Source organism: Vibrio sp. S/42/10, from assembly GCF_029890535.1.
GTDB lineage: Bacteria > Pseudomonadota > Gammaproteobacteria > Enterobacterales > Vibrionaceae > Vibrio > Vibrio cyclitrophicus.
This window is the reverse complement of sequence record NZ_JAKMZC010000003.1, coordinates 221,943-238,452: the sequence shown is the minus strand read 5'-3', so window position 1 is coordinate 238,452 and position 16,510 is coordinate 221,943. Positions and strand designations below refer to the sequence as shown.

Sequence of the window (16,510 nt, the reverse complement as noted above, 5' to 3'; positions counted from 1 at the left end):
GTGTTAACTGTTAATTCAACGCCTTCTCCATGTGAGAGGGCGTTTTTGTTTGTGCTTTTTGTAAGAGGCACTGTGTCTCGTTAAACAGGCTCGATCTCAAATAGAGTTAGCTATATACTCTCGCCTCATTTTTGCTACTACTTATTTATTGAATCTTCTCTTTATTGGAACTTTGGAGCCGTATGGAATTCGAATTTACTAGAAACACTCTCATGGGTGAATACTATGTGAAATGCAGCATGGGCCATGAAATTGTTGGTCGTTGGCTTCAAGAAGAGATTGGTAAAGATAAGCAAAAGTTAGAGCATGTCATGGCGCTTATTGAGCAGTCTCGCCAAGATCTTAGTAATGAAGTTACACTACTTGGCAAAGAGATCAGCCTTGCGATCAATGAAGATGAAGTCACGATTCAAGAAAATGTGTTAGCGCATGAGCAAGAGATGGAAGAGGGTAGTGAGTTCGATTTTTATAACTGTGAAAGCCAAGCGAGTTGCGGAATTGATGATTTTGAGCTGTTGCTCGAACGCTGGATTGACTTTTTAGGTTATTAGTTATGATTTCTCAGCGATCAGTAACGACTTTTAGGTTATGAATTAGCAATAGTTTCATACTGTAATCATCTCGTTGCCCAAAACTGGAGCAACAATAGCGTTACGCATTAAGATAGTGAAAAGGCCGCACCAATATGGTGCGGCCTTTTTTGTTATTACGCTCTTAATATCTTTATTTTATTTTAAATCAATGACTTAACTTTTTGGCACGCTACTTGGATTGTAATAAGGGAATTAACGGATTTGTGAAGAATTTAAGGAATGAATATGAAATTAATAAATGCCATTGTTAAGCCATTTAAATTAGACGATGTACGTGAAGCGCTCTCTGATGTAGGTATTGAAGGTATGACTGTTTCTGAAGTGAAAGGTTTCGGTCGCCAGAAGGGACACACTGAATTGTATCGTGGTGCAGAGTACCAAGTTGATTTCCTGCCAAAGGTAAAACTAGAGATAGCTACCCAAGCTGAGAATGTTGACCGAGTTGTTGAAGCGATTAGCCAAGCGGCACACACCGGAAAAATCGGCGATGGCAAAATTTTTGTGTATGACCTTAGCCATGCCGTACGAATTCGTACTGGTGAAATGGATGCTGAAGCACTTTAAAGAATTACAAGGACTGGAGACTTTAATATGGAACTTACAACAACAGTAACGGAACTACGTTACGCACTAGACACTTTTTTCTTCCTCATTTCAGGTGCGTTGGTAATGTGGATGGCAGCAGGCTTCGCAATGTTAGAAGCTGGCCTAGTTCGCTCAAAGAACACCACAGAAATTTTAACTAAGAACATCTGTTTGTACGCAATTGCTTGTACTACATTCTTAGTGGTTGGCTACAACATTATGTACGTAGACAATGGTGAAGGTGGTTGGTTACCTTCATTCGGTACTCTAATTGGTACTCAAGGTGAAGGTGCAGACCACTCACTAGAGTCAGACTTCTTCTTCCAAGTAGTATTCGTTGCAACAGCAATGTCTGTAGTATCGGGTGCAGTTGCTGAGCGTATGAAGCTTTGGTCATTCCTGATCTTCTCTGTTGTACTAACAGCGTTCATTTACCCAATGGAAGGTTACTGGACTTGGGGCGGTGGTTTCCTATCAGAAGCAGGCTTCAGTGACTTCGCTGGTTCAGGTATCGTACACATGGCAGGCGCAGCGGCAGCATTAGCAGGTGTTGTACTACTTGGCGCCCGTAAAGGTAAATACGGTAAGAACGGTGAAATCTACCCGATTCCTGGTTCAAACATGCCACTTGCAACGTTAGGTACATTTATCCTTTGGTTCGGTTGGTTCGGTTTCAACGGCGGTTCTCAGTTAATGGTTTCAGACTTTGAGAACGCAACAGCAGTTGGTCAAATCTTCTTAAACACTAACGCAGCAGCAGCAGCGGGCGCAATTGCAGCACTACTAGTATGTAAGACAACATGGGGTAAAGCGGACCTAACAATGATCCTTAACGGTGCGTTAGCTGGTCTAGTTGCAATCACTGCTGACCCTCTATCACCATCACCTCTATTCGCGGTAGCAATCGGTTCGGTATCTGGTGCACTTGTTGTGTTCAGCATCATCGCTCTAGATAAAGCTAAGATTGATGATCCAGTTGGTGCTATCTCTGTGCACGGTGTGTGTGGTTTCTTCGGCCTAATGGCTGTGCCACTAAGCAACGCTGATGCAACATTTGGTGCTCAACTACTAGGTGCTGCAGTAATCTTTGCTTGGGTATTTGGTGCGAGTCTAGCGGTATGGGCTGTGCTTAAAGCGACAATCGGTATTCGTGTAACTGAAGACGAAGAGCTTGAAGGTATGGATATGCATGATTGTGGTGTTGGTGCTTACCCTGAGTTTGTGTCAGTAAAATAATCAGTAATAATAACCTAGCCTGAAAAGGTTAGGTGATAGAAAGAAAGCCCTACAACTTATGGTTGTGGGGTTTTGTTTTATTTACGGTAGAGTAATTGTTAGACACCTTGATGCCAATATAAAGGCTCTGCACTGGTGAGTGCGTGGTTATTCTTGTTGAAATGGTTTGTTACAAAAGTGAAGATTTTAATGGTCTGAGTAGACAGATTTTTTGTCGCTCGTCATTGTAATTATGTTGATGATGAATATAATAACGCAACTGATAGACATTATCATTTCGATATAAAGGATTTTACAATGAAAAAACTGCTAACACTTTCAGCTCTAGCGTGTAGTGTAATTGCCCCGACAGCAATGGCTGCGGAAGAAGTAAACGTATACTCTTACCGTCAACCTTTCCTTGTTGAGCCAATGTTCAAAGAATTCACAAAAGAGACTGGCATTAAAGTAAACGTGAAGTTTGCTAAAAAAGGTTTAGCAGAGAAGTTAGCTCAAGAGGGTGAATACAGCCCAGCTGACGTTGTATTAACTGTCGATATTAGCCGTTTATCTGAGCTAACTAAGCAAGGTCTAGTTCAATCAGTTGAAAGTGATGTACTTGAAAAAAACATCCCTGCCCAGTACCAAGATACTGCTAACGAGTGGTTCGCTCTAACAACTCGTACACGTAGCGTTTACTCTTCACGTGACCGTGTTGGTCGTCTAGGTGAAGAATTCACTTATGAAGATCTAACTAAGCCTGAATTTAAAGGCAAAATCTGTACTCGTAGCGGTAAGCACCCGTACAATGTTTCTCTCGTTTCTTCGATGATTGCTCATAAAGGCGAAGCTGAAACGAAAGAGTGGCTAGAAGGCGTAAAAGCAAATCTAGCACGTAAGCCTCAAGGTAACGACCGTGCACAAGTTAAAGCGATTAAAGAAGGTCTATGTGATGTTGCTCTTGGTAATAGTTACTACCTAGGTAAAATGATTAATGATAAAGAGCAAAAAGCTTGGGCTGACTCTGTTTACATTAACTTCCCTAATCAAGAGACAACGGGTACTCACGTGAATATCTCTGGTATGGCAATGGCTAAATACTCTCCAAACGAAGAGAATGCCGTTAAGCTGATGGAATTCCTATCTGGTAACACTGCACAAAGCATGTACGCAGAAGTGAACTACGAATACCCAGTGAAAGCAGACGTTAAACCTTCTGAGCTTGTTGCTTCGTGGGGTGAGTTCAAAGCAGATACTATTTCTCTAGATGAAATTGCAAACCACCATGCGGCGGCAATCAAGCTATTAGATGAAGTTAAGTTCGATCTATAATTTATTATTGTAGGCTCCGGCCCGCATAAAATTATGACCCCAAGTGGCTATTTTCGGCTCCTTGGGGTTGTTTGTTTTTGGAGAAATCACTTTTTGATACAAAGCTCTCCCTTGATCCATTGAGTTATGAGTATCTCACCTTGAAGTCATTACGGTATATGGGTATAAATACCCCCACCATTAAAAGGATATGAGATGTATTTGCAAATGCATATGTATTTCATTAAGCCTCATTGTAGTTAGGCGATGAAAGAAAAGAATTATTTATGGAACACCAGTAGCGGAATAATCGCTGTACTGCTTGTTTTACCAATCTTGGCGATTTTTACGACTGCTGTTGGAGAAACGGATGAGCTATTTTCTCATCTTATGTCTACAGTAATGCCCACCTATGCTTACAATACGGTGGTTTTAGTCATAGGAACCATGTTCCTGTCTTTGATTTTCGGTATTCCGTCTGCATGGATCATGGCAATGTGTCGTGTTCCTGGAGAGCGTGTTTTGCAATGGGCTTTGGTGCTGCCATTGGCAATGCCTGGCTATATTGTGGGCTATATTTTTACCGACTGGTTTGATTTTGCTGGCCCTGTTCAAATCCTGCTACGAGAACTGACGGGGTGGGGACCTAGTGAATATTGGTTCCCCGACATTAGAACCTTATCAGGCGCTATTATTGTTCTGTCTCTCGTTCTTTACCCTTATATTTATTTGCTCTGCCGTGCGGCTTTCATGGAGCAAAACGTTTCCCTATTACAATCTGCTCGCTTGTTGAAGTGCTCTCCCTGGGAAAGCTTTCGTCGTATCTCACTTCCACTTGTTCGTCCTTCCATGGCGGTCGGTTTGTCTCTTGTTGCGATGGAAACCATAGGTGACTTCGGTACTGTAAGCTACTTTGCTGTTAACACACTAACGACAGCGGTTTACGATACTTGGTTGGGCTACTCGAGCCTAACAGCCGCTGCAAAAATATCGGCAATCATGTTAGTGATTGTCATTCTCTTATTGAGCACCGAGCGATACAGCCGTCGTAAACAAAAGTTATTTCAAAATCAATTTAGTAGCCGCGAAGATTTTCGTTATGAACTAATCGGTTGGAAAAAGTGGTTGTCACTGTTTTGGTGTTGGGGGTTAGTGTGCATAGCGTTTTTATTCCCCCTCGCGCAATTGATCATTTATGCCTACAAGTATTTCGCTCAAAGTTGGACACCAGAATTCAGAGAATATGCACTTAATAGTCTTTACGTCTCTGTTGTCGCGGCGATTATTGGTGTACTCGTTGCGTTGATTGTGAATTTTAATCAACGTGTGAGCCCTGGTAAGAAAAACCTGGCTTACATGAGGTTTGCTTCAATGGGCTATGCTGTTCCAGGCACCGTTCTAGCGATTGGCGTGATGGTACCCGTGTTGTTTATGGATCACTTGGTCAATGACATCGCTAAAGTGATGGAGTGGGGACGACCTGGTTTGATCTTCTCTGGTTCCATGTTTGCGCTTATCTTTGCAATGGTAGTGCGTTTTTCAGCTGTTGCTATTGGTAGTATCGAAAGTAGCCTAAGTAAAGTATCACCTTCATTGGATATGGCCTCTAAAACAATGGGGTGTAATACCAACCAGATGTTACGCCGTGTTCACCTACCTTTGATTAAGCGTGGTGCTTTGATTGCAGGCTTATTGGTGTTTATCGAATCAATGAAAGAGCTAAATGCAGCATTGCTGCTGCGTCCCTTTAATTTCGAAACGCTCGCGACTTATGTTTATAACTATGCGTCAGATGAACACCTTGAATTAGCAGCTATGCCTGCTGTGTTATTAGTATTGGTAGGCTTAATCCCACTGATCATCGTAAACCGTTCCTTGGAGCAGAAACACTAATGAGTTGTGCATTATCAATTAAAAATCTGACTTGTAAGTATGATTCCCAAACCATTTTGGAATCTCTTTCTTTAGAAGTTGAGCATGGTGAAATTGTTTGTCTGCTTGGTGCCAGTGGATGTGGTAAGACGACGCTGCTTAAAGCGATTGCAGGTCTGCTTCCATTGAGTAGTGGCGTTATGAGCTTGAATTGCCAAGTTATTGATGACGCTGCGAATTGGTTGCCGCCAGAGCAGCGTAACATTGGAATGATTTTCCAAGATTATGCTCTGTTTCCACACCTCACCGTGAATCAGAACGTGGCATTTGGTCTACGCGATATGTCTGAGCAAGATAAGACTGCGAAAGTTCAAGAGATGCTTGAGCTCGTACACCTTGACCAATTTGGCGATCGTTACCCTCATCAGCTATCTGGTGGACAACAGCAACGTGTCGCGATTGCGCGCTCTTTGGCATATAAGCCAGACCTACTGCTATTGGACGAACCGTTTTCTAACATTGATACCCAAGTACGTCATGAGCTGATTTCTCAGATTCGTAAAATCTTTAAGAAGCAGGGTGTGACGGCTATTTTTGTGACTCACAGTCGTGAAGAAGCGTTTGCTTTTGCTGACAAGATGGCAGTAATGAATCATGGTGTCATCGAACAATACGGCTCGGCGTCAGAACTGTACTTTCACCCATCAAGCAAGTTTGTTGCTGATTTCTTAGGTGGCGGAAGTTACTTGAATGCACAACGTATTTCAGATAACGAATTTGAAACAAGCTTAGGTTTGATTGAGGCCAAGGCGCAAACCGAGATCGAAGTGGGGGCTGAATGTGCGTTGTTGTTAAGACCTCAACATATCGTGGCTACTCATGATGTAGACAGTAACCTTTCAGTATTAGAACAGCAGTTCATGGGAGACCACTGTCGTTATGTGATTGAAGCGAACGGTCAGAAGTTATTAGCAACCTCTTCAGAGGCTCTTGAAATGGGTATGCCGGTAACCGTAAAAGTGGATACCAAAGGCGTATTGGCGTTTTAACGATTTCTCGTCATTCCCATTCCTGTAAATAAATCTCAGTCATAAAAAAGCCCAGAACTTAATTAAAAGTACTGGGCAAAAGTTCTTCATCAATAGGCTTTAACAAGGCAGTGATATGTTAAGTCCCATACAAAACTGCTGCACTCTATAAGCCTATAGAGAGAGGAAGTCTTTTACTTTTTGAAGAACATGTTCTGCAGTGTCTTTATCTTCCATTTCTGCGAAAATTCGTAGTAACGGCTCTGTTCCTGAGAAGCGAGCAATGACCCAGCCGCCATTCTTGAAGTACACCTTTGCACCATCTTCATAGCTAACTTTTTCAATTTCGTATTCAAATTCAGGTAGTTGCTTCTCGACGTAGATCTTAGTGTAGAGCGCTTCTTTCTCTGAAGGTTTAAACTTACAATCGCCTTCTGCGGTGTAGGCATAGCCATATTTAGAGTAAATCTCATCAAGCAATTCAGACAGCTTCTTGCCTGTCACACTGATCATCTCAACCAGCAAGCTTGATGCAAATACGCCATCCTTACCTTTGATGTGACCTCGAATGGTTAAGCCACCTGAGCTTTCGCCACCAATTAGAGAATCATCAGCTTCCATTTGAGAGCTGATATGCTTAAAGCCTACAGGAACCTCAAAGCTCTTCTCTCCATGATCCGCAGCTACTTTATCCAGTAGATGTGTGGTGGCAATATTACGAACGACAGAGCCCTTCCAGCCTTTGTATTCCAGTAAGTAGTAATAAAGCAGTAGTAGTACTTCGTTAGGGTGAATGAAGTGACCTTTCTCATCAATAATACCCAGACGATCGGCATCGCCATCAGTACCAATACCTATGTCATAGCCTTCTGCTGCAACTAAGTGCTTCAAGCGATAGAGCGTTGCGGCATTTGGTGATGGCATCAAGCCACCAAAATCTGGGTTTTTGCCATCGTTGATGACGTCGACATCACATCGACCGTTGATCAGCACTGTCTGCAAAGCATTTTTCGCTACGCCAAACATTGGGTCAATCAGCACGCGTAGGTTAGCTTTCTTGATCGACTCGATATCGATGAAGTTGATGATTGAATCAACAAAGTCGTTCATCGGGTTGATGATCTCGATTTCTTTGTCGTTTAACGCTTGCTCGAAATCAACTCGTATAACGTCTTCGCTGGTCAATGTTGCGATTTGCTGTTCTATCTTCTCGGTGATGATCTCATCAGCATCACGTCCACCTTCAATGAAGATCTTGATGCCGTTGTAGTCTGCTGGGTTGTGAGATGCGGTAATACATGCCGAGTAGATGCAGCCCATCTCTTTCGCTTGGAACATCACGATAGGTGTTGGAACGAACTTATCAATGAAGCTTACTTTGATGTTGTTCGCCGCAAGTACTTCTGCAAACCAACATGCTGCTTTATCTGAAAGGAATCGGCGGTCATAGCCGATCACAAACCCGTTCTTTGCGGCATTTTCATTATTGATGATGTTAGCGAGCGCTTGTGCCACCAAGCGAACATTGTCTCTGGTGAACTCTTCACCAATGAAAGCGCGCCAGCCACCGGTACCAAATTTAATCATTAGAAAATCCTTTTAGTCTCACGGTCTCAAGCCTGTAAAGACTTGAGACCGGAGCTGTTCGTTAAATTGCGTGACTAGCCTAGAACAACGACAACATCATTCACGCTGCCTTCTGTTTGTACTGGGATTGCACCTTCAACTGACTCACCGTTGATAGTGATAGAGGCTACACCTTTGCTTACTGCATTAGGGTTTTGCACCGTGATGTTGTAAGTTGCACCGCGCCATTGACGAGTGACCTCAAACTCTGGCCAATCAGTCGGGATACAAGGATCTACAGTTAAACCTTCGAATCCGGTGCGAACACCAAGAATGAAGTTGGTTACCGCAAAGTAAGCCCAGCCCGAGGTGCCTGTTAACCATGGGTGGTTTGCACGGCCGTGGTCTTGGTGGTCTTTACCCATGATGAACTGCACGTACGAATATGGTTCCGCGTAACGTGTTTCAATCATGTCGTTTTGGTTATAAGGGTTAAGCGCATCGTAGAATTTCATCGCACGGTCGCCACGGCCAAGCTTCGCCTCTGCTACCCAAGCCCATGGATTCGGGTGAGAGAAGATAGCACCGTTCTCTTTTACGCCTTGGTAAACGCGAGTTACAAAGCCGATATCATCGTTTGGTGTTGCGAATGATGGAGAGTTTAGGTGTAGGCCGTATTCAGAAAATAGGTTCTCATCAACTGCGTCCATTGCTTTCTCGCCACGTTCTTGAGATACCGCGCCAGAGAGAACCGCTAACGTGTTTGATTCAAGGTGAACTCGACCTTCAGCTTGTTGAGCGGTACCGATCTTGTCGCCATTTTTAGTTAGACCACGGATGTACCAACCACCCTCGTCATCCCAAAGGTGCGTTTCACACGCTTCGCGAACGTTAGCTGCCATTTCAGTGTATTTAGTAACGTCAGCATCGTTATTGCGGAACTTAGCCAGGTCTAAGAACTCTTGAAGAGCCCAGAAGTGTAGGAATGAAACCATAGAAGATTCACCGCCACCTAGATTCAGACAGTCATTCCAGTCTGCGCGAAGACCCTTACAGATACCTGTTTGACCTACGTATTCTGCAGAGAAGTTAAGTGCGGCTTTCATGTGTTCGTAAACCGTTGCTTCGCCACCATCTGCGTATGGAATCACTTCGTCAAAGAAATCGTGTTCACCGGTTTCCATCACGTACTTGATGATGGTTGGTACGATCCATAAGTGATCATCAGAACAGGTATCGTCAATGCCGTGGATCTTGTCGTCATCTGACGGCGTTGGAACAACCGTTGGTGATTTTGAAGGTTCAACGTCAGCTTTCTCTGGATCGAACCAGTCAGGATCGAACAAGTGTAGACCGTAGCCCGCTTTCACTTGGCCGCGAAGCAGGTCGATAATACGCTTCTTGGTCATTTGTGGGTTGGCATGAGGCACTGAGATCGCATCTTGCGCAGTATCACGGTAACCAAGACCAGTACGACCGCCAACTTCGATGAATGATGCAAAGCGTGACCAAACCACACAGGTTTCCGCTTGGTATAGCGTCCACGTGTTGATCATGGTGTCTAAGCCTTCGTTTGGCGACTTAACTTGGAATTTGTTGCAACGCTCGTCCCAGTGATCTTTGATGCCTTGGAGCGCCGCATCTACGTTTGCTGTGTCTTGGTACTTCTCGCGGAGGCGTTCACCGTTGCCTTTACCGATACCTAGTACATAAGCAAAGCGAACTTCTTCACCCGGTTGAATCGTAAATTGCTTGTGCAGAGAACCACAGTGGTTGTAACAAGTTTGAGCACTGTTAGAACATTTACCGTTCTCAACGGCAATTGGGTTTGCTTCGTCACGGTATATGCCAAGGAAGTTGTCACGCTGACCATCGTAGCTGTCTGGAGAGAAGGTTGATGCTAGGTAGTAGAAGCCTTCAAAGTCGTTGGTGTTGTAGTACAGGTCGTATTCCAACACTCCTTCTTGGTAAGACGTGCCCGCAGAGTACAAAGACATCTGGTGGTTCTGGTTATCCGATTGGATGTGGCTGAATGAGAACTCAACAAATGAGAATGTGCTGATGGTTCTTGGCTTGTCGGTGTTGTTCTTCAGTACGACATCCCAAACTTCTGCATCTTCGCCCTTAGGAACGAATAGCGTTTTGGTTGCCGTAATACCGCTGTATTCACATTTGAACTTTGAGTATGACAGACCATGACGAACTTCGTAGTTCGCTTCATCTAGGCTTTTTGCCACTGGTTGCCAAGAGATAGACCAGTAATCACCCGTCTCATCATCACGCAGGTAAACATAGTGTCCTGGACGGTCAAAGGTGCCATTTGGACGGAACTTAGTAACACGGTTGTATTCCGGAGAATTGTAGAACGAATAACCGCCCGCATTGTGCGAAATTACGGTACAAAACTTTTCAGTACCCAGGTAGTTGGTCCATGGTGCTGGTACATCAGGGCGAGTGATGACGTATTCGCGATTGTCGTTATCGAAATAGCCGTATTTCATTGTCATTTCCTTTTTAACAAACTGCATCTATGCAGCTAATTTTTAAATAGTGATGCTGAGTCTTATCTGACTGAGCACCTTAATTTGAGTCAGCAACCGCTCGATGTGAGTGTCGCTTTGGTTTGTTTTATTGACCTTTCCAAGGGTTGCGATAATCAACATTGAGTCTGTCGAGTAATGGCAGATGCCCCTTTAGGCGAGATAGGTAATCTAGCCAGTTTCGGTTGTTTTTATGTGTCCAACATCCTTCAGATAAAGCGCTAATTCTTGGGAATACCATATAATCCATACGCTTTTGGTTGGTGACGATCTCACACCATAGAGCACACTGAATTCCGCGGATCCGCTTACGAATTGGGTCGGTGTCGGATATCTCAGCAAGTGCTTCGTAGTTATAAGCTTGTTCTAATGGGATAACGGCAGCCCAATCGACGCCCGGTTCTTCCGGTGCATAATCTTGGGTCATGTCGAGATAGGTAAATTGTGCCGGTTGCAACACCACATCAAAGCCTTGGCGAGCGCAATTCACTGCTGCTTCTTCACTGAGCCACGAGTAGATGATGGTCTCTTTACTGACTTTGTCGCCGTGTTGCGCTTCTTCCCAGCCCACCATGCGCTTGCCAAGTTGCTTGAGTTTGTTCTCGGCATAACGGAATAGGTGGCCTTGTAAGTCTTTGCTGTCTTGATATTTATGCTCTTTCATCAGAGCTTGAGCTGCAGGGCTGTTAGTCCACACACCCGGTGGTACTTCGTCTGCACCCATGTGAATCAATTCGCTGGGGAATAGCTCTGCGACTTCTTCAATAACCGCATCTAAGAATTGGTAAGTGCCTGGCAAGCCAGGGTTTAGGACATTGTCGTTGTAGTGCTGAATACTCTTGTATTGAGTGGTGTCAGCTTGTTCTACCAGCATGTCAGGCAGTGATTTGATCGCGGCGCGGCAGTGACCTGGGATGTCAATCTCAGGGATTACAGTGATGCTACGCTGCTCTGCGTATTCAATGACTTCGCGAATCTGTTGTTGCGTGTAGAAGCCGCCATAGTTGTCAGCAAGGTGTGTGTATTGCGGTTCTAGTGCATGGTCAGGGCCACGCCAAGCACCGATTTCAGTAAGTTGAGGTAGGCTATTGATCTCAATTCGCCAACCCTCATCATCGGTTAAGTGCCAATGAAAGACGTTGAACTTGTAGTGCGCGAGTTGGTTGATTAAGCGTTTCACTTGCTCCACTGAATGGAAGTGACGAGCGCAATCCAGCATCATGCCTCGGTATTTGAAACGAGGCTGATCGACGATTTTGCAACATGGAACAGAGAAGTTCTTGGCATCCAGTTGTTGTACCAACTGAATCAAGCTTGCTACAGCGTGTGTGAAGCCCGATTGGCTGCCTGATTCAACCATTATTTGTTGTGCCGTGACGGTGAGCTTGTACTCGGCTTCGTCTAACGTCGGGTTGCTGCGAAATAGAATGTCGCCGCTTTCGTCTTTTGAAAATTCAGTTGAAAGCTCATTCGAAATCGACAGCTCAAAGGTAGAAAGCAATTCTTGTTGCAGCCAAGGTAACGCCTTATCAGCAAGTTGAGATTGAACCTCAATCTTGCATTCGCTACTTAGTGCGAAGCTACCTAGCTGAAGTTCGATCTGATTTGGCTGAGGAATTAATGCAATTTCAGCAGCGTTAACTTCAGGTATTTGGTTGCGTTCACGGTATGGCGAAGCCAAAAAAATCGGTGATATCGCGACAGGCAGTACCGATGTTTCTCCATCATGATGTGATTGGATAAATGCATCATTAAGGCCATCAGAATAGAAGCGAAATGGGGCGCTTTGAATACTGAATTCAAGGTAGTAGTGGTTGTTCGCCTTTAACACCGGAGAGCTTGGTTTGAACGAGCAAAAGCTTCCAACTTGAGTCAGTTCACCTTGAGATAGACTCTCCGGAAGGATGAATCGGTCAAAGGCAAAATACAGTGACCAATCTTTTACGTCGAGGTCACTTAAGTTATGTACCGTAAGGCCAAATCGGCAGTTATTTTTTTGTTCAGAAAGAACAGCTAAGTCGATGCGATAATTCATATAACTTCCCTGCTAAGCCTGTTGATACAAGTTGTGTTGTGGTTTTCCGGCAAACATCAATGCGCCTTCAATAGCGTCAAATTGAGGTTCAACGATCCATTGTTGTACTGGTGGTGATAGCCAGTTGAGAATGCGCTCAGCGATACTGCCCATCAGGCATACCTTGTCTGCACCTTTGCGATGAAGTGCTAGCACAAACATTTCGATATCAGCTGCGGTTTGCTTGAGCATCTCGATAGCCAGCTCATCGCCTTCGTTAGCGAGTTGAAAAATTACTGGCGAGAATTGACCGTAGTCTTTTGGAATGGCGCCTTTTGACCACGCCACGATCGCATCAACATCATTGTCAAAGTGGTTCATCACGTGTTGAGTCAGTGGGGTTTTGCTGCGAATACCGTCTTCTGCTAACAGGACTTGTTGAATTAAGCGAAGGCCCATCACTGCGCCGCCACCTTGGTCTGAAATTGGAAATTCACGACCGCCAACCACATGTTGTTCGCCGTTGTTTAGGTAGATGCCACATGAACCTGTACCACCAATCATGATCGCGCCGTTTTGGCCATTGTGGGCGCCAATACAAGCACCGTAAGCGTCAGTGTTGAGCGTCATACTTGCGAAAGGGTGTGGTTGAGCCATGAAATCGAACCATGCCGACTTTTGCTCAGCGCCAGCCAGTGCAAGGCCGACATGTGTATTGGAAAAATGATTTGAGTCGAGTTGCCCTTGTTGTGCCGCTTGAGTAATCGCATCAACAATTGAGCTCATCGCAACATCAACACCCAAAAGGATGTTGGCACTGCCACTTTTTGCTTCACCAATGAGTGTGCCTTGGTCATCACGAATACGCGCACGACAAGAAGTGCCACCACCATCAATACCTACGTAGTAAATAGTCATGACTATTGCTCCTTACGTTGCGATAGGTAATTGAATTGCGCAGCGGTCGCGAGCAAATACCACGCCCCATGGGGGATCCATTGCTCACCCCAGCGCCAGTTTTGAAGCATGTCGTCTTTCTGTGCTGGTGGGTTGAATGCGATGTCTTGTTCATCTTCGAACCCAGCCGTGATGCCGTTGCAGACACCACCTTTTGCATTGAAGAAGCCAAGCTGTGGTAGATAATCTGGGTTGTTATGGCCGTGACCATCGAGCATACACGTGTGATATGGGTTGAGACCTAAGATCCAATCAAGGCTGTTTTGTGAAAGCTGGATTAAACGCTTTTGAAGTTCGCTATCTTGAATATGTGGTTGAACCAAGTACGCCATGGTTGCGATTGAACCAAGACGTGCGTTTTCGCCTTGCCACCAATAGCCCGTTTCATTTTTCTGAGCAACGAAGAAAGCATCGCGCTTATCACCATCAACATTTTTAACGTACTGTCTTGGGTAGCCAAATGGATTGATGACTTTGTCGGTAATATTGATTTCGAACTGACAGGCTTTTTCAACAACCGTGCGAGCTTGTTCTTTCAGAACTGCATTGGTTTCATTGTCGATGTACTCGCACAGAGCAATCACTGGAAGGCCTGCTTCTGCAGCATGGAAATAAGGGCGAGAGCCATCAGAGTTGGCCGACCAGAAGTGGGCAAATGAGTCATCGGATTGCTGACGAGCGATCAAGCGATTCGCCCAAGTTCTTGCTTCTGATAGGTACTGCTCGTCTTCTGTTACTCGGTACAGTTCATTTGCAGCGAGTAGGGCACAATATTCATCGATGATGTTTTCTTCGCCATCGTTTAGGTACTGCAGGTTATGTTCTTTTAGGTGCCAATAACCGTTAACGGCAGTTTCAAGGTAAGCTTGGCTCGAGTAACTGCCCGAGGTTTCAAGTTCAGATGCAGCAGCTAATGCGGCGATAGCAACGCCCGCACCTTGTCGATAGCCCGCTTGCAAGTCCGTTGATTTATGGCCTTCTTGAGTGGCATAAGCGCAGATGTCGCGCTGATTGATGTCTTTGCTCCACTTATCGAATACCGTCATATAGAAGTATCCAGCTGCGTCTTGCATGCGCACTAAGAAGTCGGCACCGAATAGGGCTTCTTCCGTCAGGCGAGTCATGGAGAATTTTGGGAAGTCAGGGTTATTGTTGGTTAAGCGCACGCTTTTAAGCATGTTCCAAACAACCATAGGAATCTGTTGAGGATTAAGGTAGTTGCCATAAGACAGGTGGCTAAAGTACTTACTCACATCACCCGATGCGTCGTACCAACCGCCATGGACATCGACGTATCTGTCAGTGCCTAGAATTTGTGCCTGTTGATCTTTTTTGTCGAAAATACCGCCACAGCGTTGTGACTTAAAGTAATGAAGCACATCAGAAAACGTGTGGTTCATTAGTAGGTTGTTGCCAATCTCAAACACTTCTGAACGTAGGTTATCAAAGCGCAGGTAGTAGCGACCGGATTCGGTAAATGAACTGAAATCGATTGTGAAGAATTGTCCTTGATGCCAGTTTGCTACGCGGCCTTGTTTTACAACATCAAAGTTGCCCACGGTAATATGGTTGTCGGCACACACTAATAATGCAGTCGTACTTGATAAGCGAGCTTTCTTAGTTTGTAAGATAGCCTGCTTTGGAGCCGTGGATTCGTAGCCAATATGGTTGGTCAATAACAGCATCAATACTCTCCAAAAGTCCTAGTTTCTTATGGCTAGGTACCTGAAATTTTTTAGGATAAATAGTTAGGGTCCGCAGACCCTAACGGGCATTTATTGCTTAGCTTTCGTGTAGGTAACAACGTACAAAGTGGTTATCGGCTAATTGCGTAACCCCTGGTAACTGCTCTTTACACTTATCCATTGCATGAGTACAACGACCTGCAAATGGGCAACCAGCTGAGACTGGTGTCCAAAGAGGGATTTCCCCTTTGTTACCTGCCAGTTTCTCGTGGATCGATTTCTTCGGATCTGGAACTGCCGAAACCAATAGCTGAGTGTAAGGGTGTTGAGGGTCAGCAATAACGTCATCGGTATCGCCCCATTCCACCATGTGTCCTACGTACATCACTGAAAGATCTTCAGCGATGTAACGAGCGGTTGCGATATCGTGAGTGATGTAAAGAAGAGACATTTGCTTCTCAAATTTCATCTCTTCCATTAGGTTTAAAACACCAGCACGAATCGATACATCAAGCATTGACGTAGGTTCATCGGCTAATACAACTTCTGCACCTACTGCGATATTACGAGCTAGGTTGACACGTTGACGCTGACCACCAGAGAGTTGGTGAGGGTACTTCTCTGCCGTTGCTTGTGGTGGTACTAAGCCAACTTGCTCTAGAAGATCGTACACACGCTCCTGTAACTCTTTCTTGTTACCTGGAGATACTTTTTTGTGGATCAACAATGGTCGAGCAATGTGGTGGAAGATGTTATGTGTTGGGTTCAGGGAACCAAACGGGTCTTGCCATACCATTTGCACGCCTTCACGGTAATGCATAAGATCTTTTCTGCTTGAGATCTCTTGGATATCACGGCCTTTGTATTCGATTGTACCGCCCGAAGGCGCGTACATTTTTGCGATCATTTTTGCTGTTGTTGATTTGCCTGAACCAGACTCACCAACCACCGATAGACCGCGGCTTTTGTACATCTTGAATGACACGTCGTTAATCGCACGCATCATTGGGGTTTGAATTGTGGTACTGCTTATTGGGAAGTCTTTTACGACATTCTTGCCTTCTACCAATAATTGACCGAAATCTTTGCTCATAATTGTCTCCAGAATCCTTATTCGCTTTGCTTGCATTTCGGCGGTCGAACC

The 16,510-nt window shown here is 44.8% G+C and carries 12 protein-coding genes; 6 read left to right on the top strand and 6 right to left on the bottom strand.

Annotated elements, in window-relative coordinates; genetic code table 11:
* Positions 1-182 precede the first annotated feature (182 nt).
* The 6 genes from L8S15_RS05080 to L8S15_RS05055 all read left to right on the top strand — a co-directional run bounded on the left by L8S15_RS05080 (position 183) and on the right by L8S15_RS05055 (position 6,625).
* Positions 183-551 carry a YacL family protein gene (locus L8S15_RS05080; RefSeq protein WP_016768974.1) on the top strand — a complete coding sequence of 123 codons (369 nt, stop codon included), beginning with the start codon at positions 183-185 and terminating at the stop codon, positions 549-551.
* Between the two features lie 267 nt (positions 552-818).
* On the top strand, positions 819-1,157 hold the full coding sequence (glnK, locus tag L8S15_RS05075; RefSeq protein ID WP_010436019.1) for a P-II family nitrogen regulator: 339 nt from the start codon (positions 819-821) through the stop codon (positions 1,155-1,157).
* 27 nt (positions 1,158-1,184) lie between these two features.
* Complete coding sequence (locus L8S15_RS05070; protein WP_010436021.1) at positions 1,185-2,414, top strand: ammonium transporter; 1,230 nt, start codon at positions 1,185-1,187, stop codon at positions 2,412-2,414.
* A 297-nt stretch (positions 2,415-2,711) separates the two neighbouring features.
* On the top strand, positions 2,712-3,725 hold the full coding sequence (locus L8S15_RS05065) for a Fe(3+) ABC transporter substrate-binding protein (protein ID WP_010436022.1): 1,014 nt from the start codon (positions 2,712-2,714) through the stop codon (positions 3,723-3,725).
* Between the two features lie 246 nt (positions 3,726-3,971).
* Entirely contained in the window at positions 3,972-5,597 is a 1,626-nt protein-coding gene (locus L8S15_RS05060; RefSeq protein WP_016768976.1) for an iron ABC transporter permease, read from the top strand.
* A complete protein-coding gene (locus L8S15_RS05055) occupies positions 5,597-6,625 on the top strand; it encodes an ABC transporter ATP-binding protein (RefSeq protein WP_010436024.1) in 1,029 nt (342 codons plus the stop codon). The genes L8S15_RS05060 and L8S15_RS05055 overlap by 1 nt, the downstream gene beginning before the upstream one ends.
* Before the next feature lie 153 nt (positions 6,626-6,778).
* Here L8S15_RS05055 and L8S15_RS05050 read toward each other — a convergent pair whose 3' ends face one another.
* The 6 genes from L8S15_RS05050 to L8S15_RS05025 all read right to left on the bottom strand — a co-directional run bounded on the left by L8S15_RS05050 (position 6,779) and on the right by L8S15_RS05025 (position 16,459).
* Positions 6,779-8,191 carry a phosphoglucomutase/phosphomannomutase family protein gene (locus tag L8S15_RS05050; protein WP_016789344.1) on the bottom strand — a complete coding sequence of 471 codons (1,413 nt, stop codon included), beginning with the start codon at positions 8,189-8,191 and terminating at the stop codon, positions 6,779-6,781.
* A 74-nt stretch (positions 8,192-8,265) separates the two neighbouring features.
* On the bottom strand, positions 8,266-10,671 hold the full coding sequence (locus L8S15_RS05045; protein WP_016796135.1) for a N,N'-diacetylchitobiose phosphorylase: 2,406 nt from the start codon (positions 10,669-10,671) through the stop codon (positions 8,266-8,268).
* A 127-nt stretch (positions 10,672-10,798) separates the two neighbouring features.
* Positions 10,799-12,745, bottom strand: coding sequence for a family 20 glycosylhydrolase (locus tag L8S15_RS05040; RefSeq protein ID WP_280572055.1), 1,947 nt, complete (start codon positions 12,743-12,745; stop codon positions 10,799-10,801).
* Between the two features lie 12 nt (positions 12,746-12,757).
* Positions 12,758-13,642 (bottom strand): N-acetylglucosamine kinase, encoded by an 885-nt coding sequence (locus L8S15_RS05035; RefSeq protein WP_046209171.1) that lies wholly within the window; start codon positions 13,640-13,642, stop codon positions 12,758-12,760.
* A gap of 2 nt (positions 13,643-13,644) precedes the next feature.
* Positions 13,645-15,366, bottom strand: a complete 1,722-nt coding sequence (locus tag L8S15_RS05030; protein WP_280572054.1) for a glycoside hydrolase family 9 protein — start codon at positions 15,364-15,366, stop codon at positions 13,645-13,647.
* Between the two features lie 97 nt (positions 15,367-15,463).
* A complete protein-coding gene (locus L8S15_RS05025; protein ID WP_280572053.1) occupies positions 15,464-16,459 on the bottom strand; it encodes an ABC transporter ATP-binding protein in 996 nt (331 codons plus the stop codon).
* Positions 16,460-16,510 lie beyond the last annotated feature (51 nt).